This window comes from Enterococcus moraviensis ATCC BAA-383 (genome assembly GCF_000407445.1).
Classification (GTDB): Bacteria; Bacillota; Bacilli; order Lactobacillales; family Enterococcaceae; genus Enterococcus_L; species Enterococcus_L moraviensis.
The window spans coordinates 206,830-229,971 of sequence record NZ_ASWB01000001.1; the positions used below are offsets into that span (position 1 = coordinate 206,830).

A 23,142-nucleotide genomic window follows, 5' to 3' on the forward strand; every position below is an offset into this window, starting at 1 on the left:
CAGTTAGGAGAAAATGATGAAGAATAAATACACACCGACCGCCATAGGTCTATATATCAACTACATTGTCCATGGGATGGGCGTTATTATTATTTCACAAAATCAAAATTCTTTGATGACCCAATGGGATACAGATTTGATGGGTATCGCAAAAGTTATTTCGATGTTAGGGATAGGGCGTTTGATTGCAATCATGATTTCAGGACGTTTGTCGGATAAATTTGGACGTAAACCATTTATCTACTTGGGAATGGTTACGTATGCCGCTTATTTCTTTGGAATATTGTATAGTCCAAGTGTTGAGTTAGCGATGTTCTTTGCCGTTGTTGCAGGAATTTCTAATTCGTTCCTGGATTCTGGTACGTACCCTGCTTTGATGGAATCATTTCCGAAAACGGCGGGTACAGCAACTGTATTATTGAAAGCATTTATTCAAGGTGGGCAATTTGCGCTACCATTGATCATTAAATTTTTAGCATCAAATCACTTATGGTTTGGTTGGTCATTTATGATCGCTGCAATTTTACTTGGTGTGAATGCCATTTTCTTATGGAAACAACCATTTCCAGATGCGGATGCCAAATTAGCTGAAGAAACAGAAGAAGCTGTTGAGCAAGCACCAACTGTTAAATTTAAATCTAAACCTAAGATGGCTATTGAAGGGGTTGCATTTGTTATTTATGGGTTTATCGCACAAGCAACGTTCTATTTAATTAGCCAATTTATCGGAACTTATGGTGAACAAGTGGCTGGTATGGCGCAAACGGATGCTGGCGTTTTAGTTTCATATTATTCTATTGGGTCATTATTATGTGTGGCGTTTACGGCAATTATGGCATCGAAAGTTCGTTCAATTTATTTAGTTGTTATTTATACATTCGTTTCATTTTTAACAATCGCTGTTATGTGGTTGTTCCCAACACCTCTTATTTGTATGATTGGTGCAGCTTTAGTTGGTTTCTTTGCAGCAGGCGGCGTGTTACAATTAGGATTGACCGTTATGGGAGAAATGTTCCCGGCAGGAAAAGGAACCATCACAGGAATTTATTATACATTTGGTAGTATTGCTTCATTTGTTATTCCTGTCGCAGCAGCCCAAATTGCTAAAACCAATGTACGCGGTATTATGTTATTTGATACAATTATTGCCGGAATCGGTTTTGTTTTAGCAGTCATTATTTTTATTCGTTACCGTCAAACAATTGATACATCTAAATAAGGAGGATACAAAAAAATGAATACAGTCACAGTTAAAAATGTGACTCTCGGAACTGGGAGTCCTAAAATCATTGTTCCTCTAGTTGGGAAAAATGAAACAGAATTAATAGACGAAGCCAAACATTTAGTAACGATCGATTGTGATCTTGTTGAATGGCGTGTTGACTTTTTTGATCAAGTAACTAATTTTGAAGCGGCAGCCTTAATGTCAAAAAAAATTGCCGAAATTCTATCAGATAAACCTGTTCTATTTACCTTCAGAACGAAACAAGAAGGTGGAGAACTTGCTTTTACAGATGAGCAATATTTTGGTTTATACAAAACAGTTATTGAACAAGGAGCAATTGACTTATTGGATGTTGAATTGTTCATGGATGATCCACTTGTTCAAGAAACGATTCAAGCAGCACATAAAAAAGGAATCAAGATTGTAATGTGCAATCATGATTTTGATAAAACACCAGCTAAAGAAGAAATTGTTTCACGACTATGTAAGATGCAGGAAAAAAATGCGGATATCTGTAAAATCGCAGTGATGCCACAATCCTCAGATGATGTATTAACCCTTTTAGAAGCAACCAATGAGATGAAAACAAAACATGCCGATCGACCGATCGTAACGATGTCAATGGGACAATTAGGGATGGTTAGTCGGATGTGCGGAGAAACATTTGGGTCCGCGATGACATTTGGTGCAGCAAAAAAAGCATCAGCTCCAGGACAAGTACCTGTGGGAGCGTTACGTGAAATTCTTAAAACGTTAGCGTTATAAAAAAATAGACTTGTTTGCAATGAGAAGCCTGATTGTGAACGAGTCTATTTTTCTTGCATCCAACGCTATCTTTGTTAAAATTGAGGATGAGGTGACCCAAGTTGGCAAAAAAGAAGAGAGTGCAAAAAACAAATGCAATACGTATTGTCGAACAACAGAAGATTCCATATAAAGAATACGAATTTGAGTGGAGTGAAGACCATTTAAGTGCGAATAGTGTAGCAGAAAAAATTGGGATCGAAGATGGCAAAATATTTAAAACCTTAGTAACGGTTGGTAATAAAACAGGTCCCGTTGTAGCCGTGATTCCAGGTAATAAGGAGCTAAATCTAAAGAAATTAGCCAGCGCAAGCGGGAATAAAAAAATAGAAATGCTTCATTTAAAAGACTTAGAGGAAACGACAGGCTATATTCGAGGGGGATGTTCGCCAATTGGGATGAAAAAGCTTTTTCCAACGTTCATTGCTGAAGAGGCAAATCAATTTGAAACGATTATTGTTTCAGCTGGGAAAAGAGGAATGCAGATCGAATTAGCGCCATCTGCAATAGTTCACGTAACAAATGGGAGCATAGCAGATTTGACGATGTAAGACATCAATAGCTATCCACTAATGAAAAAGAAGTGGATAGCTATTGATATTTTTGTAAGGCCTGCCTCGCAAGAGCATCAGCCCCTTTATTTTGGCTTTCTGGAAGCCATTTTACTAATAATAGAGGGAATTTATTTTCTAATTGTTGAAAGGCATGCAAATAAGGCTGGAACAGAGGGTTTTTGGCATGTTGTTTTTCAATCGTTTGGACAACGATTTTACTGTCTGAATGGATTAAAATCGTTTGATCATTTAGTTGTTTTTCAATTAGCAGTTGTAACGCTTTAATAAAAACTTTAAATTCTGCCTCATGATTTGAACACTCACCAAGAGGAACATGGATCTGTTCGTGAAGCTTATCGCCAACAATCACGATGCCACCACCACTTGGCCCTGGATTACCTTTTGTTGCAGCATCGACATACATTCGTAACATAAAAGTCTCCTTATTTTCTTTTTGTTCAAAGTTGAAGTATGTTACTATTATAACACACTGAATTTTTATTAAGGGGTCGCTGCATGAAGAAAAAAGTCTATCATTGGCAACCAGAATTATCAACAGCGATAATTTATTGGTCCTGTACATTCGGCATTTTATTTTTAAGTTTGATTTTAACCTTGGAGTATACGCGTCCATATTTAACCAGTAACATCGTATTAGGTATTTTCTTTCTCTTTACATTTTTAGGTTATAATCGTTATTTTATCATAGAAGACAAGTGGCTGATTATTCACGCTTTATTACCCGTAAGACGAAAAAAAATAACAGTATCAGCGATTGAAACGATTCGCGTTGGCCCAAAATGTATTGAAATCAAGTCATCCGATTTTAAAGAAGATACACAGATGTTTATTATGAGGAAAAAAACAAAATTGGCATTTATAGAAGCAATCAAACAACATGAATTATTGTCAGCAAAGATCATTGATGATCCAGAGTTGACGATCGTCAAGCATTATTAAAAAGAAGCTGGTCCAAAAACAATGTTTTTGACCAGCTTCTTTTCTATATTTTCTTCACATGTGCAGCTTGTAAGCCGCGTGTACCTTCCATTACGTCAAACTCTACAGCTTGATTTTCTTCTAATGATTTAAACCCATCTTCTTCGATTGCTGTGAAATGAACAAAGATTTCTTCGTCCTCATTGTAACCAATAAAGCCGTAACCTTTTCTATTATCGAACCATTTGACGAACCCTTTTTCCATTCAAATCACGCTCCTTTATTTTCTAAAGTCTAGCATCATTATAAAGTGAAAAAAGGAACCCGTCAATCTTTTGTAAAAAAGTTATTTTAGTGATGAAAAAGAACTGTAATAAACGATATAATGGTTAATAACTTAACGAATACATGAATGTATTTTCGAACGTTCGGGAAAAAAAGGCTTTTATGAAAGCGGATATAGAAATTTCGTAAGATGTTGATTTATTACCTATCAATAAAATGGCAAAATCGATTGGTTTAACTGAAAATGATGACGGAAAGTTGATTTTAGTTACCTCAATCAACCCAACACCAGCAGGAGAAGGCAAATGGATGTAAATAAAGAAGGAAATGCGATTGGACTATTTTAGATGACTATAATCATAGAGGTTGGAGCAGAAGTGTTTAACTCCTGCGCCCACCGTTTATTCAGATACTAAGAACCTTTTAGTTAAGTCCCAAGCTCTTCTTTTGAAAATCAATTTATTTTCACCCAAATCCACTTCTTTCTTCCAGTCTACATGTTTTTGTTATATACTTTAGACTAAAGCTCGAGGAGGAATCAGGATGAAGATTCGTTGTACTAGAAATACCGGATTTTATGGAATGGGTAGTCCAATCGAGATAAGGAAAGACAATCAGAAATGGTTCTATTTAAGCCATAATGAAACAAAACAAATCGAAACATCGGAACGAGAATGTACAATACAAGGAAAGTTTTTTTTCATGAAAAGCGAGCCAATAACGTTGATAGATAACGGACAAGATGTCAATTTAGAAATCACAATGAACCCAACATTGATTTTGGTTTATGTTATACTTTTTGTGGGCATGTTTTTAATTCCAGTGTTGCATTTAAATCTGATAGGTATTTTACTGTTATTAATCATCTATTTTATTTTTGTCTTTTCGATGTTTAATAAAGCTTATGTAATCAAGGAGAAGATCTGATGGGTGAAAGAGCTGAGGAGTTTTTAAGTAGTTTCAACCGTATTGAAAAGTGGTTTCGAGAACAATTAAATAATCCAACCAATATGGGATTCAGCGAAATGGTTCGGAGATTAGCCAGAAAAAAAGAAAATCAACTAGCGCTATTTCAAGATGATTTACTGCAAATGGCTCAATTAAGAAATGCCATCGTACATGAACAAATCTCAACTGATTTTGTGATTGCTGAGCCGAATGAATGGGCAGTTAACCGAATGAAAGAAATTGAAAGTGCCTTAATAAGTCCCGAAAAAGTGTTGCCTCGTTTTGCAAAGAAGGTCACTGGCTTTGATATGAATATTTCAATTAAAGATATATTGGGAATTGTTGCCCGTAAGCAATATTCACAATTTCCTATTTACGATGATGGCTTCTTCAAAGGATTGATTACTGTTCGTGGCTTAGGAATTTGGCTTGCTGTAGAAAGCTCTAAAGGGGACATTCAATTAGAGGGAAGAAAAGCAGCTGAGCTTTTGGTCAGCAATTATAAAGAAAGTAATTATGAATTTGTTAGCAAAGAAGCAACTGTATTTCAAGTTGAAGAAATGTTTGTGACACAGGTTAGGTTAGAGGCAATATTGATTACAAAAGATGGTGATCCCAACGGTAATTTATTAGGCATTATTCGTCCAAGGGATTTATACAATAATTTAGAGAAGGAATGAAAGCCGTTGTTAGCAGTGTATCTTATTATTAGTGCAGCGCTTATTGGGTTGGACCAATGGGTGAAATATTTAACAGTAACGAATATTCAGTTAGGAGAGACGAAGGAATTTATTCCTGGGTTTTTATCTTTTACTAATCTTCGCAATACAGGGGCCGCTTGGAGCCTTCTAGAAGGTAAAATGTGGTTCTTTTATATTGTTACAGTGATTGTAGTCGCTGTGGTTTTGTATATCTTAGTTAAAAATATTAATGGAAGTAAGTGGTTTACCGTCGGGTTGAGCTTGGTCTTAGCTGGAGCAGTCGGAAATTTTATTGACCGTATTCGTCTAGGGTATGTTGTTGATATGTTCCAAACAGAATTTATAAGCTTTCCTATATTTAATGTTGCTGACTCAGCGCTAGTCGTTGGCGTGATATGTATTTTTGTGTATTTAATTTTAGAAGAAAAAGCAGCGAAGGATGGAAAAAATGAAACAAATTAATGTAAAGATAAAGCAAGAAAAAGGTCGGATCGATAAGGTTTTGAGTGAGCTACTGAAAGATCATTCTCGGTCACAAATCCAGCAATGGTTAAAAGACCAAAATATAACAGTCAACGGTGAAATTACTCGTCCAAATTATAAAGTGAAAGAAAATGATGACATTAATATCAATGTCCCAGAACCTGAAGAACTTGATGTTTTAGCTGAAGATATTCCACTTGAAATTGTGTATGAAGATGACGATGTATTAGTCATCAATAAACCGCAAGGGATGGTTGTTCATCCATCAGCTGGACACCAAAATGGAACGCTCGTTAATGCATTGTTGTATCACATAAAGGATCTGTCATCGATAAATGGCATTATTCGCCCTGGAATTGTTCATCGTATCGACAAAGATACTTCTGGATTGTTAATGGTCGCAAAAAATGATAAAGCGCATATTGCGCTAGCAGAACAATTAAAAGATAAAACATCACTTAGAAAATACATTGCCCTAGTCCATGGGGAAATATCACATGATAAAGGTGAAATCAATGCCCCTATCGGTCGTTCAAAAAATGATCGTAAAATGCAAGCAGTAATCGAAGGTGGTAAGCCTGCAGTCACACATTTTGAAGTATTAGAACGATTTGAAGGCTATACATTGCTACAATTACAATTAGAAACGGGTCGCACACATCAAATTCGTGTTCACATGAAGTATATCGGATTTCCAGTTGCAGGTGATCCTCTTTATGGACCAAGAAAAACATTAAAAGGAAATGGCCAATTTTTACATGCCGAAGTTTTAGGTTTTAAACACCCAACAACGGGTCAAATGATGGTCTTTGAAGCGCCTTTACCAGATCTTTTTGAAAAAACTTTAGACAAATTAAGAAATAATGATTGATTTATCTTTAAAGAAAAGGTACACTGTTTTAGAAAGAAAATTTAATAAAGTAATCCTTTAAGAGTAGTCCCGTGAGGCTAAGAAGGAAACATGCAGAACAATATCTAGGTGCGCTTAGAAAAAATCTGTGTGAAATGAATAGTATCTTTGTATAGATAAATTCAATCCTCCTATCCGAACACGGGTGGGAGGATTTTTGTTTTTCATCACTGAGACTAGCAACAAAGCTGACAGAGCAGGTGATGAAAAAGACTTGGCGAACGAAGTAAGAGAAGTCACCTTATCATTCATCAAGTTTTAACTACTGAAAACAGGAGATGAAAAAGAGCAAGTGTAATGCCTTTACACTGAAACAGGAAGCTCATAAGGCATCAATAAAAAAATTCATTATCAGGAGGAACTAAATATGCAAGGAAAAGAAGTTGTGGATGCAGTTACAATGAAACGCGCATTAACAAGAATCACCTACGAAATCATTGAACGAAATAAAGGAATTCAAGACATCGTTTTAGTAGGGATCAAAACACGAGGGATTTATATAGCAAGACGAATTGCAGAACGGTTGAAACAATTAGAACAAATCGAAGTGCCAGTTGGCGAACTTGATATTACCTTATATCGTGACGACATGGATGGTCAGTCTATGAAAGAACGTTCACTTGAAGAACCAGAGCTTCATTCATCTGATATTCCAGTTTCATTAGAAGGGAAAGAAGTAATTTTGATCGATGATGTGCTCTTTACCGGTCGAACAATTAGAGCAGCAATGGACGCAGTAATGGATCTGGGAAGACCAAGAAAGATTTCATTAGCGGTACTAGTCGATAGAGGACATAGAGAGCTTCCAATCAGAGCTGATTATGTTGGGAAAAACATTCCAACATCAATGGCTGAAGAGATTATCGTTGAGGTAGAAGAAAAAGACGGCGTAGATCGAATTTTGATCGCAAGTACAGAAGAGTAGACAAATACAATAGTAAAGATAGGGTAGGTTGAGATGACAGAAAAAGAATTTCGCAATGAAGAAGCAGTATTAGATATTCACGATAGACCAAAGGCAGCACATTGGGTGGGGTTAAGTTTACAGCATTTATTTACGATGTTTGGTGCAACAGTTTTAGTGCCAATCTTAGTTGGAATCGATCCTGGAATTGCCTTAGTCAGTTCAGGACTTGGAACGATCGTCTATTTGTTTGTAACAAAGGGGAAAATTCCAGCATACCTTGGTAGTAGCTTTGCCTTTATTGCAGCTATGCAAATGTTGATGAAAAGTGATGGCTATCCTGCAATCGCTCAAGGTGCAATCACAACAGGTTTAGTCTACCTGATTGTTTCTATCATCATTAGTAAAATAGGTTCAGATTGGCTCGATAAAATATTACCGCCAATCGTCGTGGGGCCAGTAGTCATGGTGATTGGACTAGGTCTTGCTTCTAATGCAGCAAATAGTGCCATGTTCAATAATGGTGAATACGATTTTAAATTCATTGCAGTCGCTTTGATCACATTAGGATTGACCATTTTTTATAACATGTTTTTCAAAGGATTTCTTGGTTTGATTCCTATCTTACTAGGAATCGTGAGCGGTTATCTAGTTGCTTTATTATTCGGGATTGTAGATATTGAACCGATCAAAAATGCCGCTTGGTTTGCAATGCCCAATTTTGAAATTCCATTTGTACAGTATCAGCCTAAATTACATTTAAATGCTATCACAACTATGGCACCAATTGCTTTTGTCACAATGACAGAGCATATCGGTCACTTAATGGTTTTGAATAAATTAACAAAACGAAACTTTTTCCAAGAACCTGGTTTGTCTAAAACATTGATGGGTGACGGAGCTGCTCAAATTGTAGCAGGATTAGTCGGTGGACCTCCTGTTACAAGTTATGGCGAAAATATCGGTGTTCTAGCAATCACACGTGTTCATAGTGTGTTCGTGATTGCAGGAGCTGCAGTGTTCGCAGTGGGATTAGGTTTTGTAGGAAAATTAAGTGCAATCATTTTAAGTATTCCAGGACCAGTTATCTCTGGTATCAGCTTTGTCTTATTCGGTGTCATTGCAGCAAGTGGATTGAAAATTTTGATTGATAATCAGATCAATTTTGATAAGAAAAAGAATTTATTGATTGCATCCGTAATCTTAGTCATTGGTATTGGCGGATTAGTTTTTAAGTTAGACACATTTGAATTGTCATCAATGGCATTAGCAACAGTTTTAGGAATCATTCTGAACTTGATTTTACCTGAAACAGCACGTAGCGAAGAAAAATCTAACTAGGAAAAAAGTACAGAACGTTGTTACCATTGATATCTAGCTTTAAGACTGAACGAGCTCTTTCAGCTTTTAAAACAAGGAGGAAAACGAATGATCATCACATCTGAACGTATCAGTTTAAAACATCTTTTAACCGTAGAAGCATTAAGTGACCAAGAAGTTATGGGTTTGATCCAACGTGCGCAAGAGTTCAAACAAGGCGCAACATGGCAGCCAGAGAAAAAACAATACTTTGCGACAAATTTGTTCTTTGAGAATAGTACACGAACGCATAAAAGCTTTGATGTTGCAGAGAAGAAATTGGGAATCGAAGTAATCGAGTTTGAAGAAAGCATGAGCTCGGTAAAAAAAGGTGAAACACTTTATGATACAGTGCTGACAATGTCAGCTATCGGAGTTGATGTAGCGGTCATTCGTCATGGTGAAGAAAATTATTACGATGAACTGATTCAAAGTAAAACGATTCAATGTGCGATTATTAATGGCGGGGATGGTAGTGGTCAACATCCAACGCAATGCTTATTGGATTTAATGACGATCTATGAAGAATTTGGTCACTTTGAAGGCTTAAAAGTAGCTATTGTTGGGGATATCACACATTCACGAGTAGCAAAATCTAATATGCAGATGTTAAAACGACTCGGCGCAAAAATTTTCTTCTCTGGCCCAGAAGAATGGTATGACAAACAATTCGAAGCATATGGCCATTATATGGGATTAGATGAAGTAGTTGAAACGGTTGATGTGATGATGATGCTTAGAGTTCAGCACGAACGTCATGATGGATCAGAAATCTTTTCAAAAGAGGAATACCATCGGGATTATGGTTTGACGGTTGAAAGAGCCAAACGTTTGCAAAAACAATCAATCATCATGCATCCAGCTCCAATCAACCGTGATGTTGAATTAGCAGATTCATTGGTAGAAGGAATCCAATCACGTATCATCCAACAGATGAGTAACGGTGTTTACATGAGAATGGCAATTTTAGAAGCAGTATTACAAGGAAAGGCATAGGTGAACAAGATGAGAACACTTATCAAAAATGGAAAAATCATAAAAAAAGATAATCAATTGATTCCAGCAGACGTTTGGATCGAAGAGGGCAAAATCAGAGCAATTGGAGAATTTTTTGAAGAAAGTACATTTGATAAAGTCTACGATGCCAAAGGTCAATTGATCGCACCAGGATTAGTGGATGTCCATGTACATCTAAGAGAACCAGGTTTTACTTATAAAGAAACAATCGAAACAGGAAGTAAATCAGCTGCTAGAGGTGGATACACAACGGTTTGCGCGATGCCTAACTTAAATCCTGTACCAGATACTGCAGAAAAATTACAAGAAGTGTATGAGATCATTGAAAAAAATGCGGTTGTAAAAGTGTTACAATATGCACCTATTACAGAAGAACTACGTAGCGAAATATTAACCGATCAAAAAGCATTGAAAGAAGCAGGTGCTTTTGCTTTTACAAACGATGGTGTGGGTGTCCAGACTGCTGGTACGATGTATCTTGCTATGAAAGAAGCTGCAGCAAACGGAATGGCAATCGTGGCTCATACAGAAGACGAGTCACTCCTATTTGATGGGGTAATGCACGAAGGGGAAATTTCTAAAAAGTTAGGACTACCTGGGATTTTAAGTTCTACTGAAGCTTCGCAAATCGCTCGAGATGTTGTTTTAGCAGGCGAAACGGGCGTTCATTACCATGTTTGCCACGTTTCAACAAAAGAAAGTGTCCGTGTGATACGTGATGCAAAAAAAGCTGGGATTCATGTTACAGCAGAAGTTGCTCCACATCATTTGATTTTGGTAGATGAAGATATTCCAGAAGACAACGGTTTTTGGAAAATGAATCCACCACTTAGAGCAACGACGGACCGTGACGCTTTGATCGAAGGACTACTTGATGGCACAATCGATTGCATTGCAACAGATCATGCTCCTCATGGCTTAGAAGAAAAAAATCAAACATTTCTTAAAGCACCATTTGGAATTGTAGGTAGCGAAACAGCATTTCAATTGATTTATACAAATTTTGTTGAGACAGGTAAATTTACGTTAGAACAAGTGATTGATTGGATGGCAACAAAACCTGCTGAAATTTTTGGTTTAAATGCTGGGACATTAACAATCGGTGCTCCAGCAGATATCGCTGTCTTTGACTTAGAATTAGAGGAAATGATTGACGATAAAGAATTTGAGTCACTAGGTGTTAATACACCGTTTGTCGGCTGGAAGGTCAAAGGGAATACATTAATGACGTTTGTTGATGGACAATCAGCATGGTCTAAAGGAGATGCATAAAATTGAAGCGATTATTGATACTAGAAGATGGAACCGTTTTTGAAGGAAAAGCATTTGGTGCAGATGTCAACGTTGTTGGAGAAATCGTTTTTACAACGAGTATGACAGGTTACCAAGAAACGATCACTGACCAAAGTTTTAATGGCCAGGTCATTACATTTACCTATCCAATGGTTGGTAATTATGGTATCAATCGCGATGATTATGAGTCAATCTCGCCCACTTGTAAAGGTGTAGTCGTCAAAGAACATGCTCGTTTGGCTTCAAATTGGAGAGCGCAGATGACTTTAGATGAATTTTTGAAAAGAAAAGGGATTCCTGGGATTTCAGGAATTGACACTCGTGCCTTAACGAGAAAACTTCGTTCTGTTGGAACGATGAAGGCTGGATTTGTCGATATTGATGATGACTTTACACATGAATTTGATCAATTGAAAGCAACCGTCTTACCAAAGAATCAGGTTGCCCAAGTTTCAACAACAAAAGCATACCCAAGTCCAGGAATCGGTCGTAATGTTGTTGTCGTTGATTTTGGGTTGAAACATAGTATTTTACGTGAACTATCAAAACGTCACTGTAATTTGACTGTTTTGCCATATAATACAGCTGCTGAGACAATTTTAGAACTTTCGCCAGACGGTGTTATGCTAACAAATGGGCCAGGCGATCCTAAAGATGTACCAGAAGCAATTAAGATGATACAAGCTATTCAAGGAAAAGTACCGATTTTTGGTATTTGTTTAGGGCATCAATTATTCGCATTAGCGAATGGAGCAGATACGTATAAAATGAAATTCGGACATCGAGGATTAAATCATCCTGTTCGGGAAATTGCGACAGGAAGAATCGATTTCACATCACAAAATCATGGTTATGCAGTCGATGAGGCGACAGTTGATCCTGATAAATTAATGGTGACACATGTAGAAGTAAATGATGGTTCAGTAGAGGGCATTAGACATCGTCAATACCCCGCTTTTACAGTTCAATATCACCCAGATGCTGCGCCTGGTCCGCATGATGGTCTTCATTTGTTTGATGAATTTATGGAATTAATGGATGCATGGAAGGAGCAAGACTAATGCCAAAAAGAACAGATATCAAGAAAATTATGGTCATTGGTTCAGGACCAATCATTATTGGTCAAGCCGCTGAATTTGATTATGCCGGCACACAGGCTTGTCTTGCTTTAAGAGAAGAAGGATATGAAGTGGTTTTGGTTAACTCGAATCCAGCCACCATCATGACTGATAAAGAAATTGCAGATCAAGTATATATCGAGCCGATTACATTAGAATTTGTTTCTCGTATTTTGCGAAAAGAACGTCCAGACGCGCTACTACCGACATTAGGCGGTCAAACAGGACTAAATATGGCGATGGAATTAGCTGCGTCAGGTATTTTGGATGAACTGAAAGTTGAATTATTGGGAACGAAATTAGCTGCAATCGACCAAGCAGAAGATCGTGATTTATTCAAACAATTAATGGAAGATTTGGATCAGCCGATTCCTGAAAGTGAAATTGTCAATACTGTTGAACAGGCAGTAGAATTTGCCAACGCAATAGGGTATCCAATCATTGTACGTCCTGCATTTACCTTAGGTGGTACAGGTGGCGGAATGTGTGATAATGAAGAAGAGTTACGAATCATTGCTGAAAATGGTCTGAAATTATCACCTGCAACGCAGTGCTTGATTGAAAAAAGTATTGCTGGTTTTAAAGAAATTGAGTACGAGGTCATGCGTGATTCTGCTGATAATGCGATTGTTGTCTGTAACATGGAGAATTTTGATCCAGTAGGGATCCATACAGGTGACTCAATTGTATTTGCACCAAGCCAAACGTTGTCTGATCATGAATATCAAATGCTTCGAGATGCGTCCCTCAAAATCATTAGAGCACTAAAAATAGAAGGTGGTTGCAATGTTCAGCTCGCCTTAGATCCACATAGTTTCAATTATTATGTAATCGAAGTGAATCCACGAGTTTCTCGTTCCTCAGCATTGGCTAGTAAGGCAACAGGTTATCCTATCGCCAAATTAGCTGCAAAAATCGCTGTGGGGCTAACATTAGATGAAATGAAAAATCCTGTTACAGAAACAACATACGCAGAATTTGAGCCAGCATTAGATTATGTCGTGGCAAAAATCCCTCGTTGGCCTTTTGATAAATTCGAAAAAGGAGAACGACGTTTAGGAACACAAATGAAAGCAACTGGTGAAGTCATGGCAATCGGCCGTAACATCGAAGAATCACTGTTAAAAGCAGTACGTTCTCTTGAAATTGGTGCTTATCATAATGAGCTGAAAGAAATGCAAGAAGTCAGTGATGAAATGCTGACTGAAAAAATCGTAAAAGCACAAGATGATCGTTTGTTTTACCTTTCAGAAGCAATCAGAAGAGGCTATACAATTGAAGACTTAGCTATGCTAACAAAAATAGATTTGTTCTTCTTAGACAAATTGCTTCACATCGTTGAACTAGAAAATGCACTAGCCAAAAGTTATAAAGATACAGAGCTTTTAAAAGAAGCGAAACAAAACGGTTTTACTGATAGAAAAATTGCTGAATTATGGAACTTGACCGAAAAAGAAGTCTCCGATTATCGTCATGAACAAAAGATCCTTCCAGTGTATAAAACGGTGGATACTTGTGCCGCTGAATTTGAATCTCAAACACCATATTTTTATAGCACATATGAATTTGAAAACGAAAGTATTCGTTCAGAAAAACCTTCAGTATTAGTCTTAGGATCAGGCCCAATTAGAATTGGACAAGGGGTAGAATTTGACTATGCAACAGTTCATTCTGTAAAAGCAATTCAGGCAGCTGGATTTGAAGCAATTATTATGAATAGCAATCCCGAAACAGTCTCAACAGACTTCTCGATTTCAGATAAACTTTATTTTGAGCCGTTAACATTAGAGGACGTTATGAATGTGATTGAGTTAGAGCAACCAACAGGCGTTATCGTACAATTTGGTGGTCAAACAGCAATCAACTTGGCAGAACCTCTAGTGAAACAAGGGGTCAAAATCTTAGGCACGTCAATCGAAGACCTAGATAGAGCTGAAAACCGTGACTTGTTTGAACAAGCATTACAAGAATTAGATATCCCTCAACCTCCAGGTGACACAGCAACGAGCGCGGAAGAAGCAGTCGCTGTAGCTAATAAAATTGGGTATCCTGTATTAGTCCGTCCTAGTTATGTGCTTGGAGGGCGAGCAATGGAGATTGTGGAGAATCAAAAAGATTTAGAAGATTACATGCGTAATGCAGTAAAAGCTTCTCCAGAACATCCTGTGTTAGTTGACAGCTATTTATTGGGCAAAGAGTGTGAAGTTGATGCGATTTGTGATGGTCAAACTGTTCTGATCCCAGGCATAATGGAACATATCGAGCGTGCGGGTGTGCATTCAGGTGACTCGATGGCCGTATATCCACCGCAATCCTTATCAAAAGAAATCCAACAAACGATTGCTGATTATACAAGAAAACTAGCTATTGGTCTAAACTGTGTTGGGATGATGAATATTCAATTCGTTATTCATGAGGAAAAAGTTTATGTGATAGAAGTCAATCCTCGAGCTAGTAGAACTGTGCCATTTTTAAGTAAAATCACTGGCATCCCGATGGCTCAAGTCGCAACAACAGCAATTCTTGGCGAAAAACTAACGGATTTAGGCTACCAAGATGGATTGTACCCTGAAAGCCAACAAGTTCACATCAAAGCGCCAGTATTCTCGTTCACTAAGCTTCAAAAAGTAGATACTTATTTAGGCCCTGAAATGAAATCAACGGGTGAAGTAATGGGCTCAGACTATAGCTTAGAAAAAGCACTATACAAAGCGTTTGAGGCTTCTGGTTTGCATTTGCCGAGTTTTGGTGCCGTATTATTTACCATAGCAGACGAAACAAAAGAAGAAGCATTGGCGTTAGCCAAACGTTTCAATGACATTGGTTATAGCTTGATCGCAACAAAAGGCACCGCAGAATTTTTAACAAAAAATGGCTTACGAGTGAAAACGGTCCTAAAAATAAATCAAGGTGGGGAGACTGTTCTTGACTTGATCCGTAGCGGGGAAGCTCAAGTAGTTGTAAACACCATGGACAAAAATCGCTCCGATTTAAATCAAGACGGATTTTTAATTCGTCGGGAAGCAGTAGAACACGGGGTTCCACTCTTTACATCTTTAGATACAGCAGAAGCAATTCTAAAAGTATTAGAATCACGTGCATTTTCAACGGAGTCTATCTAGAATTTAAAGCCGAGAACTATTCTCGGCTTTTACTACAATAATGTTGTAAAGGAGTAGCATAAATGAAGCAGGAAATAATGACGATCATCTCTCAGCATCAATTAGCTCCTAGAATTTTCCAAATGACATTGACAGGTGATTTAGTGAATGAAATGGAAAAACCTGGGCAGTTTATCCATATAAAAGTCCCAAGAGCAGATATGCTTTTAAGAAGACCGATCAGTATCAATCAAATCAATAAAGAGTCAAAGACCTGTACGATTATTTATCGAACAGAAGGTGATGGAACTAAAGTTTTTTCTGAACTTAAAACAGGAGATTCGTTAGATGTTATGGGACCACTAGGCAATGGATTTGATGTAGATTGTTTATCGGCAGGTCAAAAAGCCTATGTGATCGGTGGAGGAATCGGTATTCCACCAATGTACGAATTGTCAAAACAATTAAAGCAAAAAGGAATTGAAGTTGTACACTTTCTTGGCTATGCGTCTAAAGAAGTCGCTTATTTTCAGGATGAATTCATTGCTTTAGGTGATACACGTTTTGCAACGGATGATGGGTCTTTCGGTGTTGAAGGGAATGTTGGGAATCTTTTATTAGAGGCAGTCAAAAATGAACAACCTGATGCTGTTTATGCTTGTGGTGCTAATGGTATGCTGAAAATGGTTGCGCAAGTTTTTTCAGATAATCCAAATGTTTTTCTCTCTTTAGAACAACGAATGGCTTGTGGTATGGGTGCTTGTTATGCATGCGTTTGCCATGTGCCTGATGATGAAACCGGAACAAAAAGTGTCAAAGTTTGTGATGAAGGACCGATTTTTAGAGCTAGTGAGGTGGTTTTATAATGAATAATCCGTTAGCAATCAATATTCCTGGTTTAGACCTTAAAAACCCAATTATCCCTGCCAGTGGTTGTTTTGGGTTTGGTGAAGAATATGCTAAATACTATGATTTGGGAAAACTTGGGTCCATTATGATCAAAGCGACAACTCCAAAAGCACGCTTTGGAAATGCTACACCTAGAGTAGCTGAAACTCCTAGTGGTATGTTAAATGCGATTGGCTTGCAAAATCCTGGTTTAGATGTCGTTATGAATACCAAACTCCCTGCATTGGAAGCGTACGATGTCCCAATCATTGCAAATGTTGCAGGTGCGTGTGAAGAAGACTATGTTGAAGTTTGCAGTAAAATCGGCGATGCTCCAAATGTGACAGCGATTGAATTAAATATTTCTTGTCCAAATGTAAAACATGGGGGAATTGCTTTTGGAACAGATCCAGATGTTGCGTTTCAATTAACACAAGCAGTAAAAAAAGTAGCTAAAGTGCCAATTTATGTAAAACTGTCTCCAAATGTGACGGACATCGTACCAGTTGCACAAGCAATCGAAGCAGGCGGAGCTGATGGTTTTTCTATGATCAATACTCTTTTGGGCATGCGAATCGACTTAAAAACACGTCGTCCGATTTTAGCAAATCAAACAGGAGGACTATCTGGTCCAGCAATAAAACCTGTTGCGATTCGTCTGATTCATCAAGTTTCTCAAATTTCCAATCTGCCGATCATTGGTATGGGCGGGGTACAAACAGTTGATGATGTATTAGAAATGTTCATGGCGGGAGCAAGTGCGGTTGCTGTAGGGACAGCTAACTTTACAGATCCTTATATTTGTCCCAAACTGATCGATGCATTACCTATTAGAATGGCAGAGCTTGGTATTGACTCATTAGAACAATTAATCAAAGAAGTTAGAGAGGAAAAAAACAAATGAGCCAACGACCTATTATCGCGTTAGATTTTCCTTCAAAAATAGAAGTAGCAAAATTTTTAACTGCATTTCCTAAAGAGGAGTCATTATTTGTTAAAGTAGGAATGGAATTATTTTATCAAGAAGGACCAGAGATCGTCCGTTGGTTAAAATCATTAGGGCATTCGGTTTTTCTTGATTTAAAATTACATGATATTCCAAATACAGTTGAAAAATCAATGACAGGCTTAGCGAAACTTGGTGTAAATATAACCAATGTACACGCTGCAGGTGGTGTTAAAATGATGCAAGCAGCGAAAGAAGGCTTAAAAAAAGGAACTCAAGTAGGAAATAAGGTGCCACTTCTAATTGCTGTAACACAACTTACGTCAACTAGTGAGATCCAAATGCAACAGGATCAATTGATTGACGTTCCACTAAAAGAAAGTGTACTCCATTATGCAAAATGCACTGAAAAAGCAGGGCTTGACGGCGTAGTTTGTTCAGCCTTAGAAGCACAAGACATTCATCAAGCAACAAGTGATGCTTTTGTTTGTCTAACACCAGGTATCCGCCCGAGCGGCAGTGATGTAGGAGACCAACAACGTGTAGTGACGCCAACGGAAGCAAGAAAAATTGGCTCAACGTATATTGTGGTTGGGCGACCAATAACACAAGCAAAAAAACCTTATGAAGCTTATCAACAAATAAAAAATGAATGGAATGGAGTAAACGCATGACTGAATTAGCGAAAACAATTGCGAAAGATCTATTAGAAATCGAAGCAGTATTTTTAAGTCCAAATGAACCTTTTACATGGGCAAGTGGTATCAAGAGCCCAATCTATTGTGATAACCGTATTACGATGAGTTACCCAGTTGTTCGTAAAGATATTGCTAAAGGTTTAGCTGAAAAAATCAAAGAAGCATATCCAGATGTACAAGTTATTGCCGGTACTGCAACAGCAGGAATTCCACATGCTGCTTGGGTAGCAGATATTTTGGACTTGCCAATGGTTTATATCCGCAGCAAAGCAAAAGAACATGGCAAAGGTAACCAAATCGAAGGCCGCATTTTCAAGGGACAAAAAATGGTTGTAATCGAAGATTTGATTTCAACAGGTGGAAGCGTACTCGAAGCAGCTGAAGCGGCAAAACGTGAAGGAGCCGATGTTTTAGGCGTTGCTGCAATTTTCACCTACGAATTGCCTAAAGGAAAAGAAAAATTCGAAGAACATCAAATGGATTTACTGACGTTGACGAATTATTCTACATTGATTGATGCAGCATTAGAATCAAATTACATTGAAGAAGCTGATGTAGCGTTGTTAAAAGAATGGAAACAAAATCCTGAAAACTGGTTAAAATAATCATTTAATAGATAGAAAGTATGATCTTCCATTAAAAGATTATACTTTTTTTCTTAATCAATCGATTTTTTCTCATATCGTATAGTTTGATAAAAAAGAGCAAGACAGCTTTGAAAATTGACTGTTAATAATAAATAGGATACAGTTATTCAAACGATAAAAATTGAAGGTGGGGTTTGATGAAAAATATTCGAAACATGGATGTGGAGTGGGGATACGAAGGAGAGCTTGGACCAAAGCATTGGCATACACTTTGCGATTGGTTTTCAACAGGTGCGAAATACCCGTATCAATCACCGATTAATTTATCAAAAAATTTAATCAATGGTGAATCTAGTAGTAGAGCGATTGATTTTTGTTATAAAACAGAAGAATTTACAGAAAAGGAATTTAAAAATACGTTTCATTTTGTTCCACCAAATACAGAAAGTTACATCATTTTTGAAGACGAAAAGTACTACTTGACTGATATTCACTTTCATACCCCAAGTGAGCATACTTTGGATGGTGAACATTCGCAGTTAGAATTTCATTTAGTGCATATGAACAATTCTGGAGACAATCTCGTTGTAGGGTGTTTATTCTCAATTACAACAGACGAAAATAAATTCTCAAAAAATGAAACAGCGATGAAATGGAAATCTGAAACGCATCAACAATGGTTCGATCCTTCCATTTTCCTGCCTGAAGAAAAATCACATTTTCATTATTTAGGTTCACTAACAACGCCACCAACTAAAGGACCGGTTCATTGGTTTGTCTTCAATACTGTTCAAAAAATGCATCATGACTTTTTCGAGCGGATTCATGAGGGAATGTTACCATTTAATAATCGTCCAGTTCAAGCATTGAATGGACGTAAAATTTATTTTTCCGAATAAGACGGAGGGCATCCATGAATATTCAACAAATGAAATATGTTGTAGCAGTGGCTAACAATGGTAGTTTTCGAGAAGCTGCGAAGAAGCTTTTTATTACGCAACCCAGTCTTTCTAATGGTATTCGTGAATTAGAGGAAGAAATTGGCGTTACGTTATTCATCCGTACAAATAAAGGCGCATCTTTGACTGAAGAGGGTCTGACTTTCTTAGAGCATGCAGAAAAAATTTTGACTCAAATGGAAATAATCGAAAACCGTTACCAGGAAGTAACAAAAAGTGAGCGTTTTTCAATCTCTTCTCAGCACTACGATTTTTTAGGTGAAGTGATGGGAAAAGTTATCCAACAATTTAAAGAGCAATACAAAAATTTTCGTGTGTTCGAAACAACGACACTAAAAGTAATTGAAGATGTAAAAAGTTATCATAGCGAATTAGGCATTATTTATCTAAATAATCAAAATCAATCGGGAATTGAGCGTTATTTAGCACAGGCCAACCTAACTTATGAAGTGGTAGGCAGTTTTAAAACGCATATTTTCCTTGGGAAGAATCACCCCTTGGCGCAACAAAAAGAAATTGAGTTGGAACAGTTGTGCTGTTATCCTCAAGTTCGTTTTACGCAAGAAGGTAGTAATTTTGCTTATTTTTCAGAAGATCTAATTGAAAATCAGGAACAAGAGACCGTGATTTATACCAATGACCGAGGTACTTTGATGAATTTATTGGTCGAAACGGATGCTTATGCATCTGGCTCAGGTGTTGTAACTGGTTTTACTAAAAAAGAAATTCGATTAGTTCCATTAGCAGAAAGTTCGAATAACAAAATCTGTATCCTATATCAAAAAAATAAAACAATCAGTAAGATTGGGCAGTATTTTATAAAAGAATTAAAACAACTATTTTGAGACAGCGAGCATTCAAATGAATGAGTTTAAAAGAAAAATCACCCTTTGATTGGGTGATTTTTTAGTTCTATTCAGTATTTTAAGGAGAAATAAACGATATCAAATACTGATTTAAATAGTAGTTAGAGCCGTTTTTGTATAGTGTCTTAATAGTTGGCTAACCGTTTCCATTTCTTCCTGAGTACCAATCGAAATACGTAAATAATTTTTTAATCGTTCGATTTTAGGGAAATACCGAACAAATACATCGTGCGCTTCCAAATAATGATATAAAGGCTCACTGCTTATTTTGGGATGAGTGACAAGTAAAAAATTCGTTTTTGACTCTAAGGAAGTGAAGCCAAATGTTGCTATAGTTTCTGAAAACCAATCCCTCGTTTCACAGATCTGTTTTGTTATGTCCAAATAGTAGGATTCATCTTCAGTTGCTGCTACAGCTAAGTTTTCTGCTAAGCTATCAACAGAATAGGGGTTAAACGATGATTTAATACTTTCAGCAATTTTGATATATTCTGGATTCCCGATAGCATAGCCAACGCGCAAACCTGCTAAAGAGCTTGATTTGGAAAAGGTTCGAATGATAATTAAATTAGGATATTTATCTACTAGTGAACACGCAGATTGCCCTCCAAAATCAATGTAAGCTTCATCAACAATCACAATCACTTCTTGATTAACGTTTAAAATTTGTTCAATTTCAGAGAGTGGTTTAAATAAACCAGTTGGTGCATTTGGATTTGCAATGATCAAACCGCCATTTAATTGGGTATAATCGTCTGTGGTAATCTCAAAGTTCGCTGTTAAAGGTAACTCCTTATAGGGAATTTGAAATAAATCGGCCCAAACTTTATAAAAACCATAGGTGATGTCAGGGAAGAGAATAGGATCTGCGCTGTTAAAAAAAGCGAGAAAACAAAACGCTAAGACTTCATCAGAACCATTTCCAATTAAAAAGTGGTCCGACGATAATGTATGTTTTGATCCTAGAGCATTTTTCAATAAGGAATTATCAATTGAACTATAACTTTTTAACTGTTCAACATCGAAATTTCGCAAGGCTTTCTCAACTTTAGGTGAGGGGGGATAAGGATTCTCATTAGTATTTAGTTTAATGATATCGGGGTAGTTAGGTTGCCTTCCTGGAACATATGGTGTGATTTTTCTTAAGCCTTTCATGACATTCGCTCCCTTCATTTCTTTTAACTATAAAGAAGCAAAGGAAGTTTCGCAAGAGAAATATGTGAATTTGAAAAGAAAATGCACGTATTTGAAATAGAAATTTCATTTTCTGGTCACTTATGCTATTATAATTTTATTGAGAAAAAAATGACTACATTATTAAATACGAAGGGTCATATGACGAAGTATGAGGAGATGTTTTGATGGATTTAACGAAACGATTTAACAAACAAGTAGATAAAATTGCTGTTTCAATGATTCGCCAATTTGATGAACGAGTGACGAATATCGATGGTATTATAAAACTGACATTAGGAGAGCCTGATTTTAACACACCCGAACATGTAAAAACGGCTGCACATGATGCAATCAATCAAAATTTTTCGCATTATTCAGGTATGTCAGGCTTAACAGATGTCCGTGAAGCTGCTACATTTTTCATGAAAGAAAAATATGGGGTAAGCTATCAACCAACTTCAGAGGTTTTGGTCACTGTTGGAGCAACAGAAGCGATTTCAGCAAGTTTATTATCTATTTTAGAACCAGGTGATAAAGTGCTAATGCCAGCACCAATTTATCCGGGATATGAACCAGTGATCACCTTAGCTCAAGCAGAACCAGTCTATATCGATACAAGATCAAATCATTTTGTTCTAACACCTGAAATGATCGAAGCGGCTATGGTTCAGCATGGCGAAAAAGTTAAAGCAATTATTTTAAATTACCCAAGTAATCCAACGGGCGTCACTTATAATCGTGAAGAGGTCAAAGCCATTGCAGATGTTTTAAAAAATTATTCGATTTTTGTAATAAGTGATGAGATATACAGCGAGCTGACATACGACGATCAACATGTTTCAATTGCAGAATTTATTCCAGAACAAACGATTTTGATCAATGGGTTATCAAAATCACATGCAATGACGGGATGGCGAATCGGGTTTATTTTCGGCCCAGAAAAGTTGATTGCCGAAATCATCAAAGTTCACCAATATTTAGTTACAGCTGCATCTACGATTTCACAAAAAGCAGCAGTTAGAGCTTTAGTTGAGGGAATGAATGATGCTTCAGTGATGAAAGAAGAATATCGTGAACGTCGAGATTTTGTGTATGAACAAATGACATCTTTTGGATTCGATGTTGCTAGACCAAATGGTGCTTTTTATATTTTTGCAAAAATTCCAGCTGGATTTGAGCAAGATTCAATGAAATTTTGTGTAGATTTAGCCCAACAAGAGGCAGTAGCAATTATTCCAGGAGTGGCTTTTGGTAAGGAAGCAGAAGGGTATGTCCGAATTAGCTATGCCGCTAGTTTAGATACTTTAAAAGAGGCAATGACGCGGATTGGAAACTATATGAAATCGAACAGTTAAACGAGCAATCGTTTAACTGTTTTTTT

Annotated in this window: 24 protein-coding genes and 1 pseudogene; 22 read left to right on the forward strand and 3 right to left on the reverse strand. The window is 37.1% G+C overall.

Going from position 1 to position 23,142, the window contains the following annotated elements:
• Positions 1 to 16 precede the first annotated feature (16 nt).
• From I586_RS00990 to ybaK, 3 genes are all read left to right on the forward strand, one after another.
• Positions 17 to 1,219: an MFS transporter gene (locus I586_RS00990; RefSeq protein WP_010765046.1), complete on the forward strand. Its 1,203-nt coding sequence runs from the start codon at positions 17 to 19 to the stop codon at positions 1,217 to 1,219.
• Between the two features lie 15 nt (positions 1,220 to 1,234).
• Entirely contained in the window at positions 1,235 to 1,990 is a 756-nt protein-coding gene (aroD, locus tag I586_RS00995; protein ID WP_010765045.1) for a type I 3-dehydroquinate dehydratase, read from the forward strand.
• Between the two features lie 101 nt (positions 1,991 to 2,091).
• A complete protein-coding gene (ybaK, locus tag I586_RS01000) occupies positions 2,092 to 2,580 on the forward strand; it encodes a Cys-tRNA(Pro) deacylase (protein ID WP_010765044.1) in 489 nt (162 codons plus the stop codon).
• Positions 2,581 to 2,620: 40 nt separating this feature from the next.
• Here the strand turns inward: ybaK and I586_RS01005 are convergent, their stop codons facing one another.
• Positions 2,621 to 3,016: a ribonuclease HI family protein gene (locus I586_RS01005; protein WP_010765043.1), complete on the reverse strand. Its 396-nt coding sequence runs from the start codon at positions 3,014 to 3,016 to the stop codon at positions 2,621 to 2,623.
• Between the two features lie 83 nt (positions 3,017 to 3,099).
• On the opposite strand from I586_RS01005, the gene I586_RS01010 reads away from it, so the two are divergent.
• On the forward strand, positions 3,100 to 3,543 hold the full coding sequence (locus tag I586_RS01010; RefSeq protein ID WP_010765042.1) for an EbsA family protein: 444 nt from the start codon (positions 3,100 to 3,102) through the stop codon (positions 3,541 to 3,543).
• A 43-nt stretch (positions 3,544 to 3,586) separates the two neighbouring features.
• Here I586_RS01010 and I586_RS01015 read toward each other — a convergent pair whose 3' ends face one another.
• Complete coding sequence (locus tag I586_RS01015; RefSeq protein WP_010765041.1) at positions 3,587 to 3,787, reverse strand: cold-shock protein; 201 nt, start codon at positions 3,785 to 3,787, stop codon at positions 3,587 to 3,589.
• Positions 3,788 to 4,014: 227 nt separating this feature from the next.
• Here I586_RS01015 and I586_RS17425 point away from each other — a divergent pair.
• From I586_RS17425 to I586_RS01095, 17 genes and pseudogenes are all read left to right on the forward strand, one after another.
• Positions 4,015 to 4,113: pseudogene (locus tag I586_RS17425) on the forward strand (formate--tetrahydrofolate ligase); the annotation flags it as partial.
• 237 nt (positions 4,114 to 4,350) lie between these two features.
• Positions 4,351 to 4,734, forward strand: a complete 384-nt coding sequence (locus tag I586_RS01020; protein ID WP_010765040.1) for a hypothetical protein — start codon at positions 4,351 to 4,353, stop codon at positions 4,732 to 4,734.
• Positions 4,734 to 5,435, forward strand: a complete 702-nt coding sequence (locus tag I586_RS01025) for a CBS domain-containing protein (RefSeq protein WP_010765039.1) — start codon at positions 4,734 to 4,736, stop codon at positions 5,433 to 5,435. Before I586_RS01020 ends, I586_RS01025 begins: the two co-directional genes overlap by 1 nt.
• 6 nt (positions 5,436 to 5,441) lie before the next feature.
• Positions 5,442 to 5,918, forward strand: a complete 477-nt coding sequence (gene lspA, locus I586_RS01030) for a signal peptidase II (protein ID WP_010765038.1) — start codon at positions 5,442 to 5,444, stop codon at positions 5,916 to 5,918.
• Positions 5,905 to 6,810 carry an RluA family pseudouridine synthase gene (locus tag I586_RS01035; RefSeq protein WP_010765037.1) on the forward strand — a complete coding sequence of 302 codons (906 nt, stop codon included), beginning with the start codon at positions 5,905 to 5,907 and terminating at the stop codon, positions 6,808 to 6,810. Before lspA ends, I586_RS01035 begins: the two co-directional genes overlap by 14 nt.
• A 406-nt stretch (positions 6,811 to 7,216) precedes the next feature.
• Complete coding sequence (pyrR, locus tag I586_RS01040) at positions 7,217 to 7,774, forward strand: bifunctional pyr operon transcriptional regulator/uracil phosphoribosyltransferase PyrR (RefSeq protein WP_010765036.1); 558 nt, start codon at positions 7,217 to 7,219, stop codon at positions 7,772 to 7,774.
• Between the two features lie 33 nt (positions 7,775 to 7,807).
• The gene (locus tag I586_RS01045; RefSeq protein WP_010765035.1) at positions 7,808 to 9,094 is read left to right on the forward strand and encodes a solute carrier family 23 protein; all 1,287 of its coding nucleotides are present in this window, start codon (positions 7,808 to 7,810) and stop codon (positions 9,092 to 9,094) included.
• Between the two features lie 87 nt (positions 9,095 to 9,181).
• On the forward strand, positions 9,182 to 10,108 hold the full coding sequence (locus I586_RS01050; RefSeq protein ID WP_010765034.1) for an aspartate carbamoyltransferase catalytic subunit: 927 nt from the start codon (positions 9,182 to 9,184) through the stop codon (positions 10,106 to 10,108).
• A gap of 9 nt (positions 10,109 to 10,117) precedes the next feature.
• The gene (locus I586_RS01055) at positions 10,118 to 11,401 is read left to right on the forward strand and encodes a dihydroorotase (RefSeq protein WP_010765033.1); all 1,284 of its coding nucleotides are present in this window, start codon (positions 10,118 to 10,120) and stop codon (positions 11,399 to 11,401) included.
• A gap of 2 nt (positions 11,402 to 11,403) precedes the next feature.
• On the forward strand, positions 11,404 to 12,483 hold the full coding sequence (locus tag I586_RS01060) for a carbamoyl phosphate synthase small subunit (protein ID WP_010765032.1): 1,080 nt from the start codon (positions 11,404 to 11,406) through the stop codon (positions 12,481 to 12,483).
• Positions 12,483 to 15,662 carry a carbamoyl-phosphate synthase large subunit gene (gene carB, locus I586_RS01065; protein ID WP_010765031.1) on the forward strand — a complete coding sequence of 1,060 codons (3,180 nt, stop codon included), beginning with the start codon at positions 12,483 to 12,485 and terminating at the stop codon, positions 15,660 to 15,662. Before I586_RS01060 ends, carB begins: the two co-directional genes overlap by 1 nt.
• Positions 15,663 to 15,724: 62 nt before the next feature.
• On the forward strand, positions 15,725 to 16,507 hold the full coding sequence (locus I586_RS01070; protein ID WP_010765030.1) for a dihydroorotate dehydrogenase electron transfer subunit: 783 nt from the start codon (positions 15,725 to 15,727) through the stop codon (positions 16,505 to 16,507).
• Positions 16,507 to 17,433, forward strand: a complete 927-nt coding sequence (locus tag I586_RS01075; protein WP_010765029.1) for a dihydroorotate dehydrogenase — start codon at positions 16,507 to 16,509, stop codon at positions 17,431 to 17,433. Before I586_RS01070 ends, I586_RS01075 begins: the two co-directional genes overlap by 1 nt.
• Positions 17,430 to 18,149, forward strand: coding sequence for an orotidine-5'-phosphate decarboxylase (gene pyrF / locus I586_RS01080; RefSeq protein WP_010765028.1), 720 nt, complete (start codon positions 17,430 to 17,432; stop codon positions 18,147 to 18,149). Before I586_RS01075 ends, pyrF begins: the two co-directional genes overlap by 4 nt.
• Complete coding sequence (gene pyrE, locus I586_RS01085; RefSeq protein WP_010765027.1) at positions 18,146 to 18,778, forward strand: orotate phosphoribosyltransferase; 633 nt, start codon at positions 18,146 to 18,148, stop codon at positions 18,776 to 18,778. The genes pyrF and pyrE overlap by 4 nt, the downstream gene beginning before the upstream one ends.
• Before the next feature lie 179 nt (positions 18,779 to 18,957).
• The gene (locus I586_RS01090; RefSeq protein WP_010765026.1) at positions 18,958 to 19,659 is read left to right on the forward strand and encodes a carbonic anhydrase family protein; all 702 of its coding nucleotides are present in this window, start codon (positions 18,958 to 18,960) and stop codon (positions 19,657 to 19,659) included.
• Positions 19,660 to 19,673: 14 nt separating this feature from the next.
• Complete coding sequence (locus I586_RS01095) at positions 19,674 to 20,564, forward strand: LysR family transcriptional regulator (RefSeq protein ID WP_010765025.1); 891 nt, start codon at positions 19,674 to 19,676, stop codon at positions 20,562 to 20,564.
• A gap of 111 nt (positions 20,565 to 20,675) precedes the next feature.
• Here the strand turns inward: I586_RS01095 and hisC are convergent, their stop codons facing one another.
• A complete protein-coding gene (hisC, locus tag I586_RS01100; protein ID WP_010765024.1) occupies positions 20,676 to 21,740 on the reverse strand; it encodes a histidinol-phosphate transaminase in 1,065 nt (354 codons plus the stop codon).
• Positions 21,741 to 21,946: 206 nt separating this feature from the next.
• On the opposite strand from hisC, the gene I586_RS01105 reads away from it, so the two are divergent.
• Positions 21,947 to 23,116 carry a pyridoxal phosphate-dependent aminotransferase gene (locus tag I586_RS01105; protein WP_010765023.1) on the forward strand — a complete coding sequence of 390 codons (1,170 nt, stop codon included), beginning with the start codon at positions 21,947 to 21,949 and terminating at the stop codon, positions 23,114 to 23,116.
• The last annotated feature ends 26 nt before the right edge of the window (positions 23,117 to 23,142 follow it).